Here is a 16,002-nt window from a genome sequence, read left to right on the forward strand (position 1 = left end):
TTTTGATACACCCCATGGCCATCAAATCCACCATTTTCAAGGCGAACCTGCAAATCGCCGACATCGACCACGGCTACTACGCCGACCATGCGCTCACCCTGGCACGCCACCCCAGCGAGACGGACGAGCGCATGATGGTGCGGCTGGCGGCCCTGGCCATTCAGGCGCACCAGCTCAATGACCTGTGCAATGGCGACGCCACACTCGCGTTCGGCGCAGGGCTGTCAGACCCGGATGACCCAGATGCATCGCTGACGGACTTTACCGGCCGTAAACGCGTGTGGATCGAAGTAGGGCAGCCGGAAGACAAGCCCCTGACCAAAGCCTGCAGCAAGGCCGACTCGGTGATCGTGTACTGCTTCAACCACGCGGCCGAGATCTGGTGGAAGGGCATTGAAACCAAGCTTTCGCGGCTGGACAAGCTGCAGGTCTGGCGCATTCCGACCGAGGCGTCGCAAGCGCTGGCGCAGCTGGCCGAGCGCAGCATGCAGCTGCAGGCCACAGTGCAGGAAGGATCCATCACCCTCAGCAGCACACAAGGCAGCGTGCATGTGGAGCCTGTACGCTGGAAGTGAGGGCGTTTTTGGGCAAAGTTCCTGGTAGCGCCAGAGGAATATACCTTACTAGCTATCAAATATATAGCAAACCACCCGATACCGTCAGTCGCGCGGCATGAACGCTCCGCAATTCCAGCACTGTTCAAAACCGCCTTCTACCCACTCGCCACAGAGACAGGCCCAGTGGCGCTGCGGCAGGTTGTGTAACTCTTGCAGCAAGGCTTGTGCACGCGCAGCGTGCTCTTCGTGGTCCAGCCAGATCTCGGGCAGGCACTGATCGGGTGGCAGGTGTCCGGCGGCAGCGCCCAGGTACTGACGCTGCACAGAGGCCGTCATGCCCGCTTCGCACAGCAGATCCGCCCACAGGGTGGCGATGGCGATGTTCGGAGCTTGGGTCAGGCGCAGCATGGCGCCACCTTAGCGGTTTGCCGGGCGTGCGTACAGCCCATCGCCCATCAACCTACCCCGCCGTTGGCGCCCCTGGCGCGGTCACGCCCTCTGCCGCGCGCTCGGCGTATCGGTTGAAACGCCAGGCCGAGTGCTCCAGCGTGATACGGCGCCACACCCCCCGCTTTTCCGCCGGAGTGAACGAGGGCCAGAATTGCACCTCGTCGAAGGTGCGCCCGCAGCCCTTGCACAGGTCGTCGCCTTGGCTGGTGGAGCAAATCGCGATGCAAGGTGTGTCTGGCGTCGTGTCGTACCAGGCCTGCCATGCCGCCATGGCTGCGGGAGGCAGGCTGTCCTCGTCGATCTCTGTGGTGTGCCCGTAGACCATCAGCGCATAGACCTCCCCCAGGGCCTGGACCTCTGGCGCCAGACCCAACCCATCGGGTGATGCGGGCGCACGGTGCCGCCAGTGATTGATGGCAGCTTCGATGTCGGTGATGTGGATGGCAGCCATGAAAGGGGGACAAGGGACGCGCAAGCGCAGGGGCACAAGAGGGGCTGGATGATAGCGGCCCGCCACAAGGGATGCTGGCAGTGGTGGTATCCGTCGTATTTCCCCGGGCGAGGCAGCACGCCCAGCCCCACCCCAGCGTGTACGCAGTAACCACAACACCCCGGCCCTTGCGCTGCCTCGCCGGTAATGTTCCAATCGCGGTCTCGAAGGGGAGTAGCTCCCGCCTTGCCAGCCAGCCCACCGCTATCCGGGCTTGAGCGGCACAAGGCATCGGATTTGTCGTCAATACGAAGCTTTGCTTCCGGCAATCCGGGTTCACGCACAACCAGCTTGTGTAGAACTGAGCAAGACCTTTGATGGGCCCATCGTGGGCTGATCAAGGCCGTCCCTTCGCTTGCCATGTCTCCCCCTGTCTGGGGCAAGCCTTCCTTGACCAGGTCACCGTAAGCCCCCTATCCCTGCGGGGGACTCGGCGCTACAGTGGCGCCAGGATCCTCGTTTCGCGCCACTGACATTGAGGAATTTATGGACTTTTTGGCTTCGCCCGAATTCTGGCTCGCACTCGGCCAGATCATCATCATCGACATCCTGCTGGGTGGTGACAACGCCGTGGTCATTGCCCTGGCCTGCCGCAAACTGCCCCCTGCACAACGCACCAAGGGCATCATCTGGGGCACTGCGGGCGCCATCGTGCTTCGCGTGATCCTGATCGCCTTTGCGATGACCTTGCTGGCGCTGCCCTTCCTCAAGTTCGTGGGCGCGCTGCTTCTGGTGTGGATCGGTGTGAAGCTGCTGGCTCCCGATGAAGAGGGCCATGGCGACGTGCAAGGTAGCGACAAGCTGCTGGCTGCCATCAAGACCATCATCGTGGCCGACCTGGTCATGAGCGTGGACAACGTGATCGCTATCGCCGGCGCAGCCCAGAACGCAGGTGACCATTCGTTCCTGCTGGTGGTGCTGGGTTTGCTGATCTCTATCCCGATCATCGTCTGGGGGAGTCAGCTGGTCATCAAGCTCATGGAGCGGTTTCCCCTCATCATCACGCTGGGTGGCATGCTGCTGGGCTGGATTGCCGGCGGCATGCTGGTCACCGACCCAGCCCTCGCCAACCCTGACAAGTGGCAGTGGATGCTCAAGATGCCCGTCGATAGCGTGAGCGGGGAAGTCACCGATGTCGTGAAGTACGGGGCCAGTGTGGCCGGTGCGCTGCTGGTTTTGCTGGCTGGCAAGATCATCCTGGCTCGCCGTGCCAGTGCCGGCTCGGCACCGGCTGGGCACTGACCGCTTCACGCGAATTGCATTGCATCTGAGGCGGCGCAGGGGGCCATACCGCTCCCCTGTGGTCAGCATCACACCTGGAGGTGGGTATGGACAGAGTCATCGTGTATGTGGACGACGCAGCGTACGCACAGCAAGTGCTGGCACCCCTGTGTGGGCGCCCAGCCAGCGCACACACCCATTGGGTGCTGGTAGCGTGTGCGCCACGCATGACCCACCGTGTCAGCAAATGGGTGAGCCACAGCACCCGCGAGAACTGGCGTACCAAGTGGGCGGATAAGCTGTTCGCACAAATTGTTCCGACACTGCATACCCCCTCGGGGGCTGTAACCACCGTGGTGGCCAAGGGCCCGTTGGCCGAGCTCACGGCTCAGCTGCAGGCAGATGCCGGCGGCATGGCGACCGCACCCGTGGTGGACGCGCGCCGACCCAAGTCCGAGCCGTTGCAGCCCACAGGCCGCGTGGACGGGCGCTGGTCGTCACTGTCGGGCACGCTAGGCAGCGTGCTCACCGGCTTTGGTGTGTTGTGGGTGCTGGCGCTCGAATAGGCCGGTAGGTGTGTGTGGCCTGGCAAGCCACATCCAGCGATTGCAGTACAGCAGGCCAGTGCTATTCTCCGGCCATGCGACTTCTTCTGAAATGGCTGCTCAGCGCTGCATCGCTGCTGTTTGTGGCTTACATCTACAGCGGTGTGGAGGTGAAAAGCTTCACCTCGGCGCTGATCGCGGCCTTCGTGATCGGCCTGTTCAATGTGGTGTTGCGACCGGTGCTGGTCGTACTCACCTTACCCGTCACCATCGTTACGGTCGGGCTGTTTCTCTTCGTCATCAACGCACTCATGTTCTGGGCAGCGGCCAGCGTGCTGAACGGCTTCCACGTCGCCGGTTTTGGGGCTGCGCTGCTGGGTTCGCTGATCTACTCGGTGCTGGGCCTGGTCATCGAATCAGCGCTCGGCGGCTTGTTCGCGAAGAAGTGACTCCATCGCACGCAGGCGCGTGTCGATGATGGAGGCCTCAATATGATCCACCGCCGCACCGCCTCGGCGAGCCATATCCTGGCCGGCCTTGAACCGGTCTACAGCGGCGGCATAGTCATAGCGTGCAGCCTGCGCTTCTGCCTCGGCACGAATCGCCCTGAGCGCCTGGCCTTGTGCTTGCCAGGTGGACGCCAGTAGTTGCCATACAGTCGCATCCTTGGGGTGGGTTGCCACCCAGGTTTGCAAGGCTTGCGTGGCGTCAGCAGGTCGGTTGGCGCGCAACAGGGCTTGGGTACGCAGCACAAGTTCTGGCCTGCGTGCGTTGTTGCCATCTGGAATGGACGGCAGGGCCGCAGATGCATCGCCAGCTGCCAATTCGGTCTCTGCCACCAACAGGCGTGCTTGGCGATGCGCAGCGGCGTCCTGCCGCACCAAGTCCTCCAGTTGGCGCGCGATCAGACGCGCATTTGCCGCATCACGCAACTGGCTGCTTGCCAACGCCGCCGCATACAGCGCGGCGGCCCGTCGTGGCAGCGGCTGCGACTGAAACGCGGAGCCCTTGGGCTCAGCGATCCACTGGCGCAAGGTATCCACTCCGGGGTTAGACAGCACACGCGCCCGCGCAGCCACCATGGCATGTTCGCTGGAAGCCTGCATTGCGGCGCCCGGCGCAGATGTTGCACCCGGAGGGATGCGCGACTGCATGTCTGCCATACGCTCCGTGGTCAGCGGGTGGCTGCGCAAGTAAGGCCACGACCCATTGTCATTGAGTCGATTGGCTTGCTGCAGCTTTTCAAACATGCTCACAAACCCTTGGGGCGCAAAACCTGCGGGGGCCATCAGCCCGTAGCCAATGCGGTCCGCCTCACGCTCCATGTCCCGCGAGAAATTGAGCTGATTCTGAATGGCCAAGGCTTGGCCTCCCACGACCAGGGCCTGCGTGGCGCCTGGGTTCTTGCTGGCCGCAAGTGCACCCAACACCATGGCCCCCAGCAGCAAGGGCGTCTGCTTGCTCTGCTGCGTGATCAGTCGCGAGATGTGACGCTGGGTCACATGGCTCAGCTCGTGCGCCAGTACGGAGGCCAGTTCATCGCGGGTCGCCACCACACCAATCAACCCCAGATGTACCCCTAGGTAGCCGCCGGGCAGGGCAAAAGCATTCACAGTACGATCGCGTCCCAGCAGGATCTCCCAGGCAAAGCGTTCGTCAAGTTCGGGGCTCAATTCACCGCGTGACTTGGCTGCGGACAGGAGAGGCTGCCAGATCCCCTGCACATAGTCAGCCACGACCGGATCATCGACGTAGTCGGGGTCCCTGTACAGCTCGCGGATGATGCGGTCGCCCAAGCGACGCTCCGCGCTGGTGGTGAGGTCGCTGGTGTCGCCGAGGGTGGGGAGGGGAGGCTGAGCTTTTGCGGACCAAGCTATCCCGCCCACCATCGCTACCAACAAAAAGATCGCACGCCCAAATCTAGAAAGCGTTGCATGCATTTTCCGTGGGGCCCTACGAGTAACCAACGGATACTCATTTGTAGGCTCTGCAGGGACGCTATTGGTGCTTAGCATCCTCGTATGATGCCTTTTCGCAGAAATGTTTCCTGCCAACCGACAAATTACCACCCTATGTCTGCACTCACCCACTTTGACGCCCAGGGCCAAGCCCACATGGTTGATGTATCAGCTAAGGCCGCCACGCATCGCGTTGCGGTTGCCAGCGGCCGCATCGAAATGCAGCCCGCAACACTTTCCCTGATCGAGGCTGGCACCTCCAAAAAGGGCGACGTACTGGGCATTGCCCGTATCGCTGGAATTATGGCGGCCAAAAGAACCGGTGATCTCATCCCATTGTGCCACCCGCTAGCACTGACACGCATCACCGTCGATTTTGACTCAACTAACATCTATGAACGCGGTACCGTAGGCATTTTTTGTACAGCGACCGTTGAAACCATTGGCGTCACCGGCGTTGAAATGGAAGCTCTAACTGCTGTACAAATCGCGTTGCTTACTATCTACGACATGTGCAAAGCCGCAGATCGAGGCATGGCGATACAGGATGTGCGCTTGATAGAAAAGCATGGAGGCAAATCAGGAAGTTTCGTGAGCTCCTGAATAAAATATGACCCTTTCCATCATCAGCCTACCCGGAACATTAGGCCTAATATTAATTTAAGCGCTCACAATTTCACAATACAAAACGCACCAAAGCACTAGGAGCACTAAATTTCGCACTCCTGCTTGCAGGAAAATCCACAATTGCAATTAAATATTTTCGAAATAAATTTTGACCATCTCCTCGAATAATTAGGCAAATTCCGCAAACGGATGGAACACGGGCGACAATCATTAATTTGACTCAGTACAGATGACTCAGAGGGTATCCGTATTTGAATTCAGTAATTCCATTATTGTCCAAAATTATCTCCAATGGGCGCTCTAAATTTTTAGCATCATGCTCAATAGTCACAAATTTTTTACTCAACAAGTCAACAATCAAACCATCATCTACAAATAATTTTTTATCTTCAATTTTTATACTAGAATAAATCTTTTTAGCATCATCATTATCTTTTCTATACCTGAAATCAAAATCTGCAGCATAGATGAAATTATCATATCGATAAGCATGATTGAAAACATGCGTTGCCGTGAAAAATGCATCTGGCGAGCCCGTCGCATTGAATGCCATTACAGCCCCTGAAGCCATATGTTTTTTCACAAGCTGGAAAAACTCTTGCGATAGTAAAAAACCTGCGTTAGCACGCCAATGCCACGTGGTATTCATAATAATTACATCGTAACTTTCTTCTTGATGAAGGCGTAGCCAGCGCCTTGCATCATCAACAATAATTCGTACACGGGGATCTTGCAAAGCATTTGCCTGAATAGGATAAGGCTTTATCGCCCTCAAATACCCGTCGTTTATCTCAACTACATCAATTTTCTCCACTCCAGGCATACCATTCACAAGTGCTAACCAAGACCCTATAGACAAACCAACCATCAACACCTTCTTCGGCTTTGGCTGGAGTGCGGCCAACAATAACGGTCGATGCAATCCGTTAGTATTTTCTTTAATAGAGAGATTCGTCCGACCATCATACACATTACCCCCATAGACCGCATCGTCACCTATTAATTTTTTCTCCCCATCACCGGGAAAAATAGTAATAATGCCGTGCCTATTCTCAACAACCTGAGTCGCAACTAGCTTATTATTGTTTATTTTCTGAACAAGCGCGTGAGAGTCAAATCTGCTTGATAAAACCACAAATGCAGCAGATACAAGCAAGCAGCCTACCAATATGGCAGCACGGAATACCCCGACTCTCTGCACCCAATAGAAAATCCCGATCACACTCAACTGCAGCAATGCCACACAAACAAATGCCTGTTGCAATGTTAGATAATTAAGTATTACATAACCAACTACCAGAGGCCCCAAAGAAGCGCCAACAACATTGGATGTATAGACATCTGCAAATCGCTGCCCTTGCTTCTTTGCGCTGAAACCCGCCCCCAAATGATGGGCAATCGGAAAAATATAGGCTAAGACATAAGAGACAGAGGCAATCATTAAAAAATCAAACACAGGGTTGCGCCACCATTGATTCTGCGCCCAGACAAAAATTACGGGATTTATGAGAGTCAATACAGCAGAAATGGCCAAAGCTGCCACACTGTGCCTCCAGAGCACCAAGCGATCAGTCGTTTTTTTACAGACTTTACCCCCTTGCCATGCTCCCAGCGCGATTCCAGCCAAATAGGCCATCAACACGAAGCCAAACGCCTTAGGGGTCGACAGCATCGCAAACCCATAGAGCCGGACCCAAAGAATTTCAAGACTTAAGCTAATGAATCCACAAAAAAAGGAAAGTATTGCCGGATAGTTCATAAGTCCAGTGAATATTTATTTTTGAGACTCATCTGCCTTCTGTATGCAACAATGGCAGTTAGTCCCACAAAAACATTGCCCATGGCAGCAAAGAAAATGACGTCATTCAACACCCATCGGGGAAAAAGCAGAAAAGGTACGACCCCTGCACCAATGGCCGCTCCGAGCGTGTTAAAAAAGTACAGTCGTCCGACAGAAACGCCAACGCTTTGATTCCATTCATTGAAAGCCATTGTCAAAAGAGGCAGGGTCATACCCATTAACACGGTCGGCACAATAAGAAAAAGAAAGCTTGCTACTCCACTCCATAGAGCATCGCTCCTAGTCAGCGCAAGCCATTCTCCCAAGTATTGCAATAACTCAACAGACACCAACCCATATATCGCGATCGAAAATTCTGCAATGGCGTAATGTTTTATTCTACGATGAGGTGCAATATCTGCAACCCGGCCACCAAGCATCCCACCGACGCCGATACCAAACATAAACACAGAAACTATAATGGTTATTGAATCAATATCCACCCCAACAATACCATATAGAATACGCTGCCACCCAACTTGGTATACTAATGCACAACAGCCAGAGAGAAAAAAGCTACCAGACAAAACCACATCCAGGAACCTAATTCCTTCTATCTTTAGAAGCTTTTTTTCCATCGATCACTCTCTCAGCGAATTAACACGAAACAAGGATTTTTCTCCGCTGCTTTTTTATATTTCTCAACCCATACGGATAACGATTCGGGCCAAGTCGAGTTATGCCGCCGCGAGGACCAAGCAAGGCTCTGAAGCCCGGGAGTAGGTTCTCTTATATCTCCACGCATCAAGTCAATCAAAGTTTGAGGGATTGCGGCTACTGTATATGATTGCGTTTGATGCTGAGCTAAACGCTCGGCCAAAGCGCGGTTGGCGTCACCATAAGAGCGGCTAAGCCATACAAGTACTGGCACCTCATAAGCATCGATGGTATTTCGATTAGCACTTCCGACATTGCAAGCCCCACCAGGCACCGCTTCGCCATGATCGGACGCGTACAACAATACAGCTTTACGTCCGTCACGGGCCAGCATTTCTACAATCTGGTCGAGTATCGTATCTGTATAAGCCACGCTGTTAAAATATGCCTCGCGCGCATCTCTGCTATTTGGATACGGGCCAAACCCATTAGGGTAGCGATATTTGTAATTAAAGTGACTGCCCATGGTGTGCAGAACAACAAAAGCACGAGAGTTTTCTGCTAGGTAGCGCTGCAGGGCGGGCAGCAGTACATTATCAAAATTACCTTGGTCAGCAAAACCAGACGGATTCAGGAAGGCCTGGGCCTCGGCCTCTTGCGCATAGGCAGCTATGATTCCATCATGGGTTCCAATGGCGGCTTGGTTAGAAAGCCACGCGGTGGCGAAGCCTGCTTGTTTTGCCACCGACACAATGGAGTACGTTGCTTTTGGGTTGAACGAGCCATCGGGCCACACCAGAGGTTGTACCGAAAGCATTGAGGGCACCGCTTGGCGCGTTGAAGTAGTTTGAGCCAGTGCTTGAGAGTAACCGAATATATATTCGCCGCGCGCAGCACGTGCTTCCAACATTGGTGTGGTGGCCGGGGCTTGCGGATTAAACCAGTGCCAAGCGTTACGTGTAGACGACTCACCAATGACCAATACCACCACCTCTGCACGAGGTTGAACACCTTCGAGGGTATATTCAGGCGGGGGGGGACTCAGGTGGGCGCGCACGGCATTTATCGCACGCCTACCCTCCAAGTAGTGCAGGATGGCAAACGGCAGCTCATAAGGGAAGGCCTCTGATAAATTCTTTGCCCTATCCGCATGCTGGTCCGCCTGTTTAAAGCCATTCCAAAAGTCAATTGAATCAAGTTGATCCGATGTGGTAGTTGGCTGTACCGGTTCCCCTGGAACCTTACTCACTCCGGACAGTACTATGTAAGGCAGAGCCAACAAAGCGAAATTAAATATAAAAACCTTACTGCGAAAATTCCAACTCCAGCGCCAATGGGGCTTCTTCAACAATGCACACAACACCCCGCCGCAAAACATATTCCATATGATGAAGAAGGCAAACCACTGCCCTGGAATAATTGTCGACAAATTACGAAGTTCGGTGGGGCTTGTAGCCATAGCCATCCCCACCATCGTTGCATTGATGGGCAGTCCACTCATGAAGCGCACACCCAATGCCAGTGGTTGCCACCAGAGAAACAACAAGTAAAGTACTAACCACGCTTGCCGAGGGCGCGCGAAAAGGGTGAGAAAACAGGCAGTCAGCAAGAGGCAAAACAGCAATTTTTCTAGAAACTCGATGGAGTGAACTTGCAAAGATCCACTCGATTCGAGCCACAGAAAATTGGGGAGATTGACCACGAAAATAATTGCCCCAAAAATCCACCAGGGAACAGGTATTTCTCGGCCTTTAGAAAAATTCTTAATTATCTGGAGGACCATCTATCGAAGTTGGTAGTGTTGCGTCTGTCGATGCAAACAAGAAAAAATGCCAGCAGACCACCATTTGGTTTTATATGCCAACCCCTCAAAGCAGCGTCAACTCAACTCTTTCCTAAGTGATTATCGGAAGTGCATTTCGGATGCACTTCTCAATACGAAATTTTTTCCAGCTCTGTGATCGGTAGCAACACACGGTCCTCTGCAGTGGGCGGTATTGTTCGAATGACGGGGATACATATAGACGAGCCTTGGCATCACTCGAATAGATGTTCATCGACTTATCCCCGCTCCTGCCTTCGCCAAGGCGTTAGATCGTCAGCGTGCGCCTCTCTCGCAGGCACTAATCTTTCAACAAAGACAAGCTTAGCGCGGGTGGTTACGACAAAATAACACGCGCCGCGTCCGCTGATTAATGTCATGCGCCTTTGTTGAACGCTACCTTCGGTGATACATCAGAAGAGCAACTCTGACACATGGACTAACGGCATTCACTTGGCGAAAATTTCGCAGGTAAGGTGCCCGACGTTCCACCCATAGCGCGCGCTACAGAGACATTGTTAGTCAGCGATTGACAGCTCCAATCCAGTGTTCCTGTCGTACTGGTCGCGTAAGAGGTCCCCAAAGGTACGGGCCCGGCAGCGGCTCGTATCCAAGGTGTCAGCACAAGCGTCCGCCCATCAATGGGACCTGCATTGGCGCTAAATGTGACTGTGATCTCGCCATGAGAAGCCGTTCCAACGGCAGGATTCATCAGAACGCTAGTCACATACTTACTGAGCGCCCCCTTTCCACCCGCTCGAGCGTTCCATGTCGAGACAGTACTCACCAAATCCAACGCAGTACCCGATCCGACACTTACTTCAAGCTGTGCTCCGCTCGCAACTAGCAACCCCTCAGACACCCGAGCCCGAATCGTGAAATCTTGATAAGCAGGCATGGCAACTGCGGCCAAAATTCCAATCACTACAACGACGATCATCAACTCTATGAGAGTGAAGCCTCGATATTTTGAAGAGATCATGATTTATTGAACCTCCAATAGATTTCCGCAAGCCAAGTGCAAAAAGCATTCCATGCTTATTTGAAGCCATCTAGAGGAACGTACGCCCTGATTCGCAAGGTCAAGGGGTCAATTAGAACAACCCACTCCATGCTTCTGCGCGACACCAGAGGCAGCCAAAGCAACCCTTGGCCATCGCGCTCTTCTCTTGCCAGTGTTTCACTCAGTGCCGCTTCAATTGCGCTGTCAATCAACATGCGCTTTTCCGGGTGTGCAGCTTGCAAACCAGCCAGCGGCCGGGCATGCGCCAGAACTTCAGGACGGCTTTTTTCATAGTCCTGCCACCGCCAAGGCCGTTGCCCCGCCTCAACTCCCTGCAAGGCAGCTTCAAGGCTCTTCCACTTTTCATTCTCAGAAGTCAGCGGGCGCGCACCCAAAGTACGTATTGACGTTGCGCTCCAAGGCCGGAACCAGCCGGGCAGATGATCAATATCTGCGTCAACGATATCCGCAGCACTAACCACGCGAAACCGATCTACTTCAAACACCAGCGCTAACGGACGCACCTGCGCCAGGCTGTGCAGGCCAAAACCCAGAGCCGCCAGTTGAATCAACAGCACGAGCGCAAGGTCGGTGTAACGCTCCCACTTGGGTTTGTGCGGGTTGTATAGCAGCAGCGTTAGTAGCGGTCCACAAACTACATCAACACACACAATCCACCAGAACAGCTGCCAACCGCCTGAGAGCCTGTGGGTCCCCTCTGGAAACCAAAGCCTGAACACTAAAATTGCCAGCAAAGTAGCAAAAAAAAGCGAGACAGCGAAATGCGTGGCTACCACCTTGCAGCGCGGCTCATTCAAAGAAACAGGCATGTGGGACTCACCTCTTCGCGTTGGGCGTCAGACCTAACCGTTCCTAGTGGGCTCAAACTTCCTGGGCCCACAATAAAAAAAGCGCCCGCAAAGCGGGCGCTTTGACTGCCAATGAGCGGCTTTTACCCGCTCAAACCATCAGCGGCATTCGCTGGGGGCGTACTTAGCGGGCAAAGTGCCAGCGGTGAGGGTCGGCAAGCCACGACCGGCAGAGACCGCATTAGAAACGGAAGCACAACCCCAGTCCATAGAGCCAGTGTCCGTACCAGTCAACGCAGCTTGCAGCTGTGGAGTCGTCGCGCCCAAACGAATGTAAGGGGTGTAAACCAAGGTGGAATTCACAGGGATAGCACCAATGTTGGCTTCATTAAAGGTCACCGTCACTGCACCCGTCGCGGCGTCGATTTGGACGTTCTTGACATATTTACTGGTAGCACCAGTGCTGTTGGCTTGCTTATTGAAGGTATTGGCCAAAGCGGTCAGTTCGGCTGCTGTCTGAGCGTCTGTTTCCACCAGCTTCTTCGCAGCGTTGGCCAGAGAAATACCTTCAGTCACGCGTGCGCGCACAGTGTAGTCTTGGTATGCAGGCAGGGCCACGGCTGCCAAGATACCGATGATCGCCACAACGATCATCAGTTCGATCAGGGTAAAACCCTTTTGGAGAGAGCGCTTCATGAAAAACTCCTTGAAAAGTTGCAAATGCAGGATTGCTATGCAATCCCCATGCCCGCTGATGAATGGAGCGCGCAAAGGGCCAACGCCAGCTTATGTCATCAGTAGCTACACACCCGACAGAGGCCAAGCCGCATCTTCACGAATCATTCGATAAGTGAACTTTGTCCGTTTTTGAGCCAAGGGGGAGCATCAAAAGCGCGATCTCAACCTAGCCAGTGCTCCTTGAACATCGAAGTCAGTTTTCAAGGTTTATTACATTTTTGTCATTCAGTAATGTCAGCTTTTGTAAGCCTCACACATCGAGAATCTGCCCCGCCTCAAGCCATCGGATGTTGTGCGGGTTACAGCAGTGCAGGGGACTGCTATCGAATTGCCGGATCTCCTCTACGATAAGTGCAGTCTCCTGCGGCTTAGTGTGAGTGATGTAGATAGGGTAACGGTCCGCTGCGGGGATGTGAGCCAACTCCTGAGCCAAGGTCTCGGGGGAGAGGTGCAAGCTTCGCCGGGCCAGATCACGCTCACGATTGCTAAAGGCTGTCTCGATCACCAGACAAACCACTTTCAACGTGTTGATGCGATTCCAGAATAGAGGATTGCGCTCGGTATCGCCGCTGAACACCCACCAGCCGGTGTCGCCTTGCATCGCAAACCCCACGGCGGGGACCGTATGGTGGGCCGGCAGCACTTCGATCTGAACCCCTGCGATGCTCAGTACGTCACCGCATACAAAAGCCTGATACTGCAGAAATGGGGATGCAGCGGACGGTATCGCGCTGAAATCCGGCCAGATAACGTTGTTGAAGACATGCGTCTGAAGCGCAGAGATGGTGGCAGTAAGGGCGTGCACTTGCACCGGGTGACGGCGCTGTGACGACACCGCGTCGAGCATCAGGGGCAGCGCGGCGATGTGGTCCAAGTGGGAATGGGTCAACAGTACATGGTCAATCTTGCCCATCTCTTCCAACGTCAGGTCACCCACGCCGGTGCCAGCATCAAGCAAGATGCTCTCACCAATCAAGAACGATGTCGTGCGACAGTCCTTGGCGATAGCGCCGGAACATCCCAGCACGCGAACCTTCATGTCGAGCCTTCTACTTGGTGTCGAAATTGGTGGCGCCGTCCCAGTCTGGATTAAAAGGCAACCCACGCAGGCCTTCGACCCGTGCAGCATACAACTCGTAGAGAGTGCAGCGAGGTCTGAGGCCTCGCAACTGAGCCATCAGCTTGTCGCATTGTGCCCATTCCTGTACCGCATAGGCTCGCAGAAAACCCTCCCATACCACCAGTTCTTCGGCGAGTTCGGCGGGTAGGTGATCCCGGGGCGCCAGCGGCTGATAAATCGGCACGGCCTGCGCCTTGCCCTTGACGCGCACGCGATCCATGGCCTGCCATACAAACTGAGGGGCGAGCTGCATCGCAGATTCGCTCACCACGATCGAAGTACCGTAGTGCTTGGACAGTCCCTCCAGGCGGGAGCCAAGGTTGACCGCATCGCCGATGACCGTATAGCTGCGCCGGATGTCCGAGCCCATGTCACCTACGCACATGACCCCGGTGTTGAGTCCAATGCCCACTCCGATCTCGGGCAAACCGCGCTGGCGATGATTGGCGTTGATTTGCCCAATGGCCTGCGACATTTCCAGGGCCGCAGTCACTGCCAGTTGCGCATGATCAGGCGTGGCCACTGGAGCCCCCCAAAAAGCCATAACGCAGTCGCCCATGTATTTGTCAATCGTTCCCCGGTGGCTGCGGATGATGTGGGTGAGCTTGCTGAACACCTCATTCAACAAGCCTTGCAATTGCAGCGGTTCCATCCGTTCAGACATTGCGGTGAAGCCGCGCATATCGCAGAACATCACCGTCAGCTCCCGGTTGGTGGCCTGCATGCTGTAGTGCTCAGGCTGCTTGACCATCTCGGCCACCAGCTCTGGCGGCACATAGGCGCTGAACAGCGCTGCGAGCTCGCGCTTGGAGCGGCTCTCCACAAAGTAGCCATACGCCATGTTGAGGGCAAAGGCCAGCATAGCCATCACCACCGCAGTGGCGAGCGGAAACGCCAGCCCCTGCGCGATGTACATCCACAGGTTGATTCCTACCAGCGCACAAAGCACACCACCACTGAGCAAGACCGCAGACGATGCAGACAAGAGCGGCAAGGCAACGGCCAATAGCAAACCCGCGCACAGCAGCTGCAGCACATCAAACCCAGCGGCATAGTCAGGCCGAACAATGCTCTTGCCATCCAGGAATGCCGACAACACGTTGGCATGGGTCTCCACGCCTGGGTACGTTCTGCCCACCGGCGTCACACGCAAATCCAGCAAACCAGGTGCCGTCGAACCTACCAGCACCAATTGGTCCTTGAGTTGACCAGCCGGCAGCAAGCCATCCAGAACATCCGACGCCGAGATGTACCGAAAGGAACCACCCTTGGCATCGCCCGGCCCACGGTAGGGGATGAGCGTGGCCAACTGCTGGTCCACGGGGAGCGCCAGCGTGCGACCATCTTGGCGCAGCACGATGCTTTGGAGCACATCATGCGTCCCGGACGGCTTGGGATTCACAAAGCCCGGGTGAATCTCTGGCAGACCGATGGCGGTGCGGAACATGGCCAATGCCAGCGATTCGTAATACTGCCCCTGGTACTCTGCCAACAGGGGCAGGGAACGAACAACTCCGTCCTCGTCCGTGATCGAGTTGAAGAAGCCTGCAGCAGGTGCCGCCTGGGTCAGGGACTCAATATTGCTGCTGTACCCACGCCACGTAGTAGCCCCCAGAGGCAAGCCCCGCAAGCGCTCCACGGGCAGGGCGGGTTCTGGCAACATGCCTTTCGTGATGCCATCGCGGTCTTCGCCCGAAAGGTAGTAACCCAGCACCACTGGCTGCCCATGCAGAGACTGCGCAAAAAGAGCGTCATGGTCCAGCGAGGGCGCCAGACGTTCCAGTTGCTCTTTGAATGCCGACTGACTGCGTAAAGGGCCCTGCGCCAGTTGTTGCAACGTAGCGAGGCCCGAACTTTCATCGGACTCGGCAAACAGAACGTCAAATCCAACGACCGACACTTGCTGGCGCTCAAACAGCTCACGCACCAGCGCAGCCATCTTGTCCCTGCGCCAGGGCCATTGCCCCACACGCCCCAGGCTCTTCTCGTCGATATCGACGATGACGATCCGCTCATCCAGCGTTCGTGGCATGGTCACCCGCAAGCGGGTGTCATAGATGATGTTATCCAGTCGCTCCAACACCTGCAGGTGGAGCACATCGGCCACGTGCAGCAACGCAAAAACCAGCGGTATCAGCGTGACTGCGATGCGTTGCCAGCGTCGGAGGAACAGCTGCGACAAGGACTGCAACATAGGTCCACGCGCAGGAATGGGAGTGTCCAGT

The 16,002-nt window shown here is 55.3% G+C and carries 16 protein-coding genes; 5 read left to right on the forward strand and 11 right to left on the reverse strand.

Annotated features, from left to right (window positions below; all coding sequences use genetic code 11):
- The first annotated feature begins 14 nt into the window (after window positions 1-14).
- Window positions 15-575, forward strand: coding sequence for a YaeQ family protein (locus C8C96_RS02805; RefSeq protein WP_056057564.1), 561 nt, complete (start codon window positions 15-17; stop codon window positions 573-575).
- An 84-nt stretch (window positions 576-659) separates the two neighbouring features.
- Here C8C96_RS02805 and C8C96_RS02810 read toward each other — a convergent pair whose 3' ends face one another.
- A complete protein-coding gene (locus C8C96_RS02810) occupies window positions 660-965 on the reverse strand; it encodes a DUF2007 domain-containing protein (RefSeq protein ID WP_121941350.1) in 306 nt (101 codons plus the stop codon).
- Between the two features lie 52 nt (window positions 966-1,017).
- The gene (locus C8C96_RS02815) at window positions 1,018-1,458 is read right to left on the reverse strand and encodes a DUF3717 domain-containing protein (RefSeq protein ID WP_121941351.1); all 441 of its coding nucleotides are present in this window, start codon (window positions 1,456-1,458) and stop codon (window positions 1,018-1,020) included.
- Window positions 1,459-1,983: 525 nt separating this feature from the next.
- Between C8C96_RS02815 and C8C96_RS02820 the strand changes: the two genes are divergently transcribed.
- The 3 genes from C8C96_RS02820 (at window position 1,984) to C8C96_RS02830 (ending at window position 3,712) form a co-directional block, all read left to right on the forward strand.
- Window positions 1,984-2,739, forward strand: coding sequence for a TerC family protein (locus C8C96_RS02820; RefSeq protein ID WP_056056589.1), 756 nt, complete (start codon window positions 1,984-1,986; stop codon window positions 2,737-2,739).
- A gap of 86 nt (window positions 2,740-2,825) precedes the next feature.
- Window positions 2,826-3,284, forward strand: a complete 459-nt coding sequence (locus tag C8C96_RS02825; protein WP_121941352.1) for a hypothetical protein — start codon at window positions 2,826-2,828, stop codon at window positions 3,282-3,284.
- 74 nt (window positions 3,285-3,358) lie between these two features.
- Window positions 3,359-3,712, forward strand: a complete 354-nt coding sequence (locus tag C8C96_RS02830) for a phage holin family protein (protein ID WP_121941353.1) — start codon at window positions 3,359-3,361, stop codon at window positions 3,710-3,712.
- On the opposite strand, the gene C8C96_RS02835 is transcribed toward C8C96_RS02830, so the two are convergent.
- Window positions 3,680-5,152, reverse strand: coding sequence for a M48 family metalloprotease (locus C8C96_RS02835; protein ID WP_121943842.1), 1,473 nt, complete (start codon window positions 5,150-5,152; stop codon window positions 3,680-3,682). The genes C8C96_RS02830 and C8C96_RS02835 overlap by 33 nt on opposite strands.
- A 183-nt stretch (window positions 5,153-5,335) precedes the next feature.
- On the opposite strand from C8C96_RS02835, the gene moaC reads away from it, so the two are divergent.
- Window positions 5,336-5,824: a cyclic pyranopterin monophosphate synthase MoaC gene (gene moaC, locus C8C96_RS02840; RefSeq protein WP_121941354.1), complete on the forward strand. Its 489-nt coding sequence runs from the start codon at window positions 5,336-5,338 to the stop codon at window positions 5,822-5,824.
- 244 nt (window positions 5,825-6,068) lie between these two features.
- Here moaC and C8C96_RS02845 read toward each other — a convergent pair whose 3' ends face one another.
- The 8 genes from C8C96_RS02845 to C8C96_RS02880 all read right to left on the reverse strand — a co-directional run bounded on the left by C8C96_RS02845 (window position 6,069) and on the right by C8C96_RS02880 (window position 15,971).
- Window positions 6,069-7,607 (reverse strand): spermidine synthase, encoded by a 1,539-nt coding sequence (locus tag C8C96_RS02845; protein ID WP_121941355.1) that lies wholly within the window; start codon window positions 7,605-7,607, stop codon window positions 6,069-6,071.
- Window positions 7,604-8,266, reverse strand: coding sequence for a fused MFS/spermidine synthase (locus C8C96_RS02850; protein ID WP_199737426.1), 663 nt, complete (start codon window positions 8,264-8,266; stop codon window positions 7,604-7,606). Before C8C96_RS02850 ends, C8C96_RS02845 begins: the two co-directional genes overlap by 4 nt.
- 11 nt (window positions 8,267-8,277) lie before the next feature.
- Complete coding sequence (locus C8C96_RS02855) at window positions 8,278-10,068, reverse strand: phosphoethanolamine transferase (protein WP_121941356.1); 1,791 nt, start codon at window positions 10,066-10,068, stop codon at window positions 8,278-8,280.
- Between the two features lie 478 nt (window positions 10,069-10,546).
- A complete protein-coding gene (locus C8C96_RS25380) occupies window positions 10,547-11,089 on the reverse strand; it encodes a pilin (RefSeq protein WP_121941357.1) in 543 nt (180 codons plus the stop codon).
- A 56-nt stretch (window positions 11,090-11,145) separates the two neighbouring features.
- The gene (locus C8C96_RS02865) at window positions 11,146-11,940 is read right to left on the reverse strand and encodes a hypothetical protein (protein WP_147455640.1); all 795 of its coding nucleotides are present in this window, start codon (window positions 11,938-11,940) and stop codon (window positions 11,146-11,148) included.
- A gap of 138 nt (window positions 11,941-12,078) precedes the next feature.
- Window positions 12,079-12,615 carry a pilin gene (locus C8C96_RS02870; protein WP_121943843.1) on the reverse strand — a complete coding sequence of 179 codons (537 nt, stop codon included), beginning with the start codon at window positions 12,613-12,615 and terminating at the stop codon, window positions 12,079-12,081.
- Between the two features lie 292 nt (window positions 12,616-12,907).
- Complete coding sequence (locus tag C8C96_RS02875) at window positions 12,908-13,696, reverse strand: MBL fold metallo-hydrolase (RefSeq protein WP_121941359.1); 789 nt, start codon at window positions 13,694-13,696, stop codon at window positions 12,908-12,910.
- 10 nt (window positions 13,697-13,706) lie between these two features.
- On the reverse strand, window positions 13,707-15,971 hold the full coding sequence (locus C8C96_RS02880; RefSeq protein ID WP_121941360.1) for a CHASE2 domain-containing protein: 2,265 nt from the start codon (window positions 15,969-15,971) through the stop codon (window positions 13,707-13,709).
- Window positions 15,972-16,002: the final 31 nt, after the last annotated feature.

The organism is Acidovorax sp. 100 (assembly GCF_003688355.1).
Lineage (GTDB): Bacteria > Pseudomonadota > Gammaproteobacteria > Burkholderiales > Burkholderiaceae_C > Acidovorax > Acidovorax delafieldii.

Excerpts from the sequence above, each read along its gene's own strand:
- C8C96_RS02805 (WP_056057564.1), top strand. The coding sequence starts at position 15 with ATGGCCATCAAATCCACCATTTTCAAGGCGAACCTGCAAATCGCCGAC.
- C8C96_RS02810 (WP_121941350.1), bottom strand. The coding sequence starts at position 965 with ATGCTGCGCCTGACCCAAGCTCCGAACATCGCCATCGCCACCCTGTGG.
- C8C96_RS02815 (WP_121941351.1), bottom strand. The coding sequence starts at position 1,458 with ATGGCTGCCATCCACATCACCGACATCGAAGCTGCCATCAATCACTGG.
- C8C96_RS02820 (WP_056056589.1), top strand. The coding sequence starts at position 1,984 with ATGGACTTTTTGGCTTCGCCCGAATTCTGGCTCGCACTCGGCCAGATC.
- C8C96_RS02825 (WP_121941352.1), top strand. The coding sequence starts at position 2,826 with ATGGACAGAGTCATCGTGTATGTGGACGACGCAGCGTACGCACAGCAA.
- C8C96_RS02830 (WP_121941353.1), top strand. The coding sequence starts at position 3,359 with ATGCGACTTCTTCTGAAATGGCTGCTCAGCGCTGCATCGCTGCTGTTT.
- C8C96_RS02835 (WP_121943842.1), bottom strand. The coding sequence starts at position 5,152 with ATGGTGGGCGGGATAGCTTGGTCCGCAAAAGCTCAGCCTCCCCTCCCC.
- moaC (WP_121941354.1), top strand. The coding sequence starts at position 5,336 with ATGTCTGCACTCACCCACTTTGACGCCCAGGGCCAAGCCCACATGGTT.
- C8C96_RS02845 (WP_121941355.1), bottom strand. The coding sequence starts at position 7,607 with ATGAACTATCCGGCAATACTTTCCTTTTTTTGTGGATTCATTAGCTTA.
- C8C96_RS02850 (WP_199737426.1), bottom strand. The coding sequence starts at position 8,266 with ATGGAAAAAAAGCTTCTAAAGATAGAAGGAATTAGGTTCCTGGATGTG.
- C8C96_RS02855 (WP_121941356.1), bottom strand. The coding sequence starts at position 10,068 with ATGGTCCTCCAGATAATTAAGAATTTTTCTAAAGGCCGAGAAATACCT.
- C8C96_RS25380 (WP_121941357.1), bottom strand. The coding sequence starts at position 11,089 with ATGATCTCTTCAAAATATCGAGGCTTCACTCTCATAGAGTTGATGATC.
- C8C96_RS02865 (WP_147455640.1), bottom strand. The coding sequence starts at position 11,940 with ATGCCTGTTTCTTTGAATGAGCCGCGCTGCAAGGTGGTAGCCACGCAT.
- C8C96_RS02870 (WP_121943843.1), bottom strand. The coding sequence starts at position 12,615 with ATGAAGCGCTCTCTCCAAAAGGGTTTTACCCTGATCGAACTGATGATC.
- C8C96_RS02875 (WP_121941359.1), bottom strand. The coding sequence starts at position 13,696 with ATGAAGGTTCGCGTGCTGGGATGTTCCGGCGCTATCGCCAAGGACTGT.
- C8C96_RS02880 (WP_121941360.1), bottom strand. The coding sequence starts at position 15,971 with ATGTTGCAGTCCTTGTCGCAGCTGTTCCTCCGACGCTGGCAACGCATC.